This is a genomic window from Gammaproteobacteria bacterium, assembly GCA_022450155.1.
GTDB lineage: Bacteria > Pseudomonadota > Gammaproteobacteria > Arenicellales > UBA868 > REDSEA-S09-B13.
The window spans coordinates 1-4,865 of sequence record JAKUQR010000056.1 but is presented as its reverse complement, the minus strand read 5'-3'; the positions used below and the strand labels follow the sequence as shown (position 1 = coordinate 4,865).

The following is a 4,865-nucleotide window of genomic DNA, read 5'->3' as shown; positions in this document are numbered from 1 at the left end:
GTTAGTACATCAACTACACCATCGGAGGACTTCTAAAAAAGCACAGTACTGACTAGCTCTAATGTACAACCAAAGCTAAACTTCGTGCTAGACCGAAAGTTTGAAGTCAATGCCAACGCACTGCAAGGGAGCGAGCCAATGTATAAGCTATACGGCGCACTAGGTGGAGCTAGCCTTGCGCCTCATTGCGTCCTAGAAAAAAGCGGACTTCCGTATGAATTCATCAAAGTAAATATCTCTAGGGACACCGAACGTGATCCGGAGTACCTCAAACTTAACCCACACGGTCGAATTCCCACGCTAGTCTTTGATGATCAAGTCATCATTGAATCTGCTGCTATTTCCATCTATTTGGCTGACAAACACTCTCATACACAGCTTAGCCCTCCCTTGGATCATCCCGACCGAGCCAGCTATATCCAATGGATGGTTTACATTACCAACACCCTGCAGGAAACAATGGTCTTGAAGCTGTACACCTATAAATACACCGATGATCCAAACTGCAGTGATCAAGTTACTTCTCGTGCATCGTCAAAACTAAATACGATAATTTCGTTTATTGAAAAATCACTCGGCCGAACAGAAGGACCTTTTCTTCTGGGCAGCGGACTCAGTACAGCCGATATCCACTTACACATGCTCACTGCCTGGGACCCCTCTATTAAGGATCGAGTAGTGTCATCGTCTCCAACATCGAGTGTTCCCGCAAACCAACGGTTGATAAACATACAGCGTAGCTATCAAGCGATGCTCAAGGAGCCAGATGTTGCAAAAACATTCGTCATGAATGGTCACTAAATCATTAATAGATTGACCTACCCTCTCCGTCATAGAGATTACGACTGGATACCCAATCCTGATCAGTTCAACTGATCACTGAATCAACCGTCATATAGAAGAGGAGGCTTCGCGCCTCCTTTTTCTTTGCCTACTCGTTGGTACCTGAGTACTGCCTATTTATTAACAACAGGAGGTGCAACCATGACCACTAGACAGGAAGCAATTAATTTGAAGTGTAAGGAATGTGCCTACGATGAACTGGATGACGGTACTTGGAGGCAAAAGGTAGAGAGATGCGAAATCACTGACTACCCCTTATGGAAGTACCAAACCGAAAAGTCGCTCAAAAGCATCCTCTGTGGCTCATTCTGTAGCCGTACAGCCCCACTTTGGAGGGTATATGCGCAATGTTTGGGGTAGGGCAAGGATATCACTCCACCCCACCCCACTGACCTTTCTACTAATTAAATATATTGTCTTCACACAGCGGAGGGATTTCTGAGGAATATCCTCCTGGAGGAATTTACCCACAGATCTGTTCCACATTTCTGCACTATTCGCGCCCCAACAACAACAAAGCTTCCGAAAAACCACGCATACGGTTAATGTAGAGTCCGTGCACTCATACACACTTCAGAGAATCAGGCATGAAGGTAGCAGCCGTCAACTCAGTTGAGGAGTTGGAAAGCTTCGAACTGGATGCCACGGGTAAACCTGGAGAAGATGTGGTTCGAGCTTATGAGCGAGACGGCGTTGTGTGTCTGCGCGGAGCATTCAGTGACGACTGGATTGAACAAGGCCGGCGGGCAATCGCCGCGGTGATACGGACCCGGTCTTATAGTGATCAGCACGCAACACATCAAAAAAAGGGAGAATCGGGCAATTTCTTCTTCGACACCTTTCTGTGGAAACGGCTTCCTTCATTTCGAAAATTTACATTTGAATCACCTGCTTCTGCACTTGCCCAAACGGTGATGCGATCTCGCTCTTTGCTACTGTATTTCGATATGGCGATCGTCAAGGAACCCGGGACCAGCGCACGCACACCGTGGCACTACGATGAGGCGTATTGGCCGGTATCGGGCACACAGGTCTGCAATGTCTGGATGGCATTGGATTATGTTCCCGTCGAAACAGCGCTTCGCTTTGTACTCGGCTCGCACAAATTGCACGATGATTACCGCGGAATAGATTTTTTCACTTCGAAAAGCATGCGAGGGCATGCACGACCCGACCCACCGAGATGGGATCTGGACCCCGGTGACCACACAATCGCATGCGCACCGATGAATCCAGGTGACTGCGCTATTTTAAATTTTCGCACTCACCACAGCGCACCCGGGAATCCGCAGCGGCGCAATCGCCGACGAGTTATCTGCACTCACTGGTTCGGCGACGACGCTCGGTTTAACGACAAGTCGTGGGAATGCAACCCCAATGAAAGAGGCGACGGGCTAGTGAACGGTCAATCACTTGAATGCGCAACTTTTCCGCGCGTACGTTAGCTCTCTGAAACTAACAACCCTCTCTAACTAGCTGCAGATATCATAGAGTGGGTGTCATCGAAGGGTTGCCAGCTAACGGCCTTCCCATCTTTGGCTACGCACATGTGAATCGTCTCGGTTGTTTTCCCACCTGCAGTTATCTTGCCATGCATAAAGACTGTGTCGCCTGATTCATAGAATCTGATCGGCTCTAAGCCGAAATCAGACCAGACTTCCGTCAGTTTTTCTAGAAAGTTTTGGATAAAATCCGATGCTCCATGGTATACGCGACCATTTGGCATATGATCTGGTACGGTACCATTTCAATCTTCTGCAAACAGCGATGCTAATTTTTCCATGTCGCCCTCACCAAAAGCGGCGTAGGTACCTTGAATTACGTCTAAGCTGCTCATATTACTCTCCAAAAAGTAACCTGTTTATAGGTAGGAAATAGTTTACCTGTTAACTCTAAAAAGTTTAGGTTTTAATGGTTACCGGTAACCAACCTTTTGATGAAGAAACAACGAGGACTACGCAAATATCGTTCCAGAAATGGGTGACATTGAAGCCTCAAAAAGTTTAGGTTGAGGCTGATAAATAGTTTACTTTTCGGTGGTGTTAATGATGTCCTATCCGCTCACCCATACGCCTGTGGATGCTTCTGCTAAACAGGAATAAGATAGTGGTATGAGGCCAATTCTGTTTATTGTCTTGTTTGTGTTTGCCGTTAAAGGCTATGCCGACCCATATTGTGATGCTCGACTCGCAACTCCAGAAATGAAATCTAAGCCAAAGCGATCGTTGCGCTGCGGTCGGTTTTAGTAGATGTTCGAATTCGCGGAACTCGATTACCAGGAGACACCGCTGGGTGCGATCAGCCTGCGACGGCGCTCGGAACCGAGGTTGGGTGGCAAGGTCCTCTACGAGGTCAAGCTTGGTGAGGAATTCCTGATGTCCAGCCTGTTTGTCGAGGCGGAGGAAGAACTCGCCGCACTCGCGCTACAGTCGCTCGATGCCGAAGAACTCGACGTGGTCGTTGGTGGTCTGGGTCTTGGCTATACCGCTGCAGAGGCGTTGGAAAATGAGGCAGTTCGCTCGTTGCTGGTCATCGAGACCATGGCACCCGTGATCTCGTGGCACCGGCTCGGACTGGTGCCGCTAGGGGACAAGCTTGCACTGGATTCGCGCTGTTCCCTGGTGCACGGAGATTTCTTTAAACTGGCCGCGTCATCTGGCGGTTTCGACCCGGATAACCCGGGCCGTTTGTTTCACGCCGTGTTGCTCGATATTGACCATTCTCCCAGCCACTGGCTGGACACGGGGAATAGCGCGTTCTACACCGGGGCTGGCCTTACTGCGCTGGCGGCCTCGTTGCATCCCGGCGGTGTCTTCGGTCTCTGGTCCAACGATCCGCCGGATGAAGCGTTCAGCAGTTTGCTGGACGAGGTATTTGCATCTGCAGAGTTTCACCTAGTGACCTTTCCGAATCCATACACGGGTGGTGAATCGTCTAACACTATTTATCTCGCTTACAGAGCCGGATGAGTGTTAGCACCGTGGTTCCCTTACCGGGGAAGGGTTTAACGGAAGCCATGGATTCCACGGCCGGCAGGCATTCTCACACGCTTGTGGATGGTTCTGCCGAACAGGAATAAGATAGCGGGATGAAACACATCTACCCATTCCTCTGTCGATTCGTGCCTACAATGAAAAGCATCTTTCGATTTGCATGTTTAACCGATGATGAATTGCGAGAAAACCTATATGAGATGGATGACATGATTGCAAGGAATCTACTCATCGGTAGGAGATAAGAATGTCGACAGACATCGCTGAAAAGCAGACCTTTAAACCCATTCTGGTGACCAGTTAAGGACAATACCCTGTTTCGGTCACAGAATTGCACGTGAATACCCAATATTTGGCTTAAAACCTAGGTTTTTTGCTCTAAAGGTCCCTGATTCTGGGTGTAAGAAAAGCCTTTATTTATAGTGTTTTTCGATACCCCTCAGTTTTAGAAAATGAACTAAGCAAACTTCAGTTTTATTAGAAACCCTCTATTTTTAGAGATTCCAGTCTCTGTCTGTCTGGACCTTTGTCTTGCTGTCAGCTTAGTCTCTCCACCCAATTCTCTGCTCTGGTTGCCTCTCTGTAACACGAATAAGATAGCGGTATGAAACGTCTGTACATACTTCAAAACGAGGAATACAACTCATGAGGAGAAACTATTTTCGATGGTTAGTGATATCTCTGATTGTTCTTATAGCTGGTTGTAGTGATTCAAAGACAACTAGTGGGGTTGAGTCCGGTCAGGTTGGAACATACGTAGCAAATTTTACAGCTGAACAAGCTGCATCAACTAAATGGACTGGAAATTGCAAAATAGACATGGTGCAACTTGTTGGTTCTTGGGCTTACCTATATTTCAAATCTGGACTGGGGAATTGTTATTTCCGATTCATAAGAGCAAAAGGGGATACCGGTCGGCTTTGGGCAGTGATTGGCGCAAATGCCCTAACAGGTGACGAAGGTGACAGGATTTTTATTCAGCATTCTGGGCGGTCAGTAAAGAGAATTAGACTGTGTTACGCACTGAAT

Annotated in this window: 4 protein-coding genes; all 4 read left to right on the top strand. The window is 47.8% G+C overall.

Annotation, left to right across the window (positions count from 1 at the left end):
* Positions 1 to 138 precede the first annotated feature (138 nt).
* Positions 139 to 801, top strand: a complete 663-nt coding sequence (locus tag MK323_15020) for a glutathione S-transferase family protein (GenBank protein ID MCH2483456.1) — start codon at positions 139 to 141, stop codon at positions 799 to 801.
* 629 nt (positions 802 to 1,430) lie between these two features.
* Positions 1,431 to 2,288, top strand: a complete 858-nt coding sequence (locus MK323_15015; GenBank protein MCH2483455.1) for a phytanoyl-CoA dioxygenase family protein — start codon at positions 1,431 to 1,433, stop codon at positions 2,286 to 2,288.
* 804 nt (positions 2,289 to 3,092) lie between these two features.
* Positions 3,093 to 3,812, top strand: a complete 720-nt coding sequence (locus MK323_15010; protein MCH2483454.1) for a spermidine synthase — start codon at positions 3,093 to 3,095, stop codon at positions 3,810 to 3,812.
* Positions 3,813 to 4,481: 669 nt separating this feature from the next.
* The coding region (locus tag MK323_15005; GenBank protein MCH2483453.1) for a hypothetical protein at positions 4,482 to 4,865 on the top strand (384 nt) is incomplete at its 3' end.

Excerpts from the sequence above, each read along its gene's own strand:
- MK323_15020 (MCH2483456.1), top strand. The coding sequence starts at position 139 with ATGTATAAGCTATACGGCGCACTAGGTGGAGCTAGCCTTGCGCCTCAT.
- MK323_15015 (MCH2483455.1), top strand. The coding sequence starts at position 1,431 with ATGAAGGTAGCAGCCGTCAACTCAGTTGAGGAGTTGGAAAGCTTCGAA.
- MK323_15010 (MCH2483454.1), top strand. The coding sequence starts at position 3,093 with ATGTTCGAATTCGCGGAACTCGATTACCAGGAGACACCGCTGGGTGCG.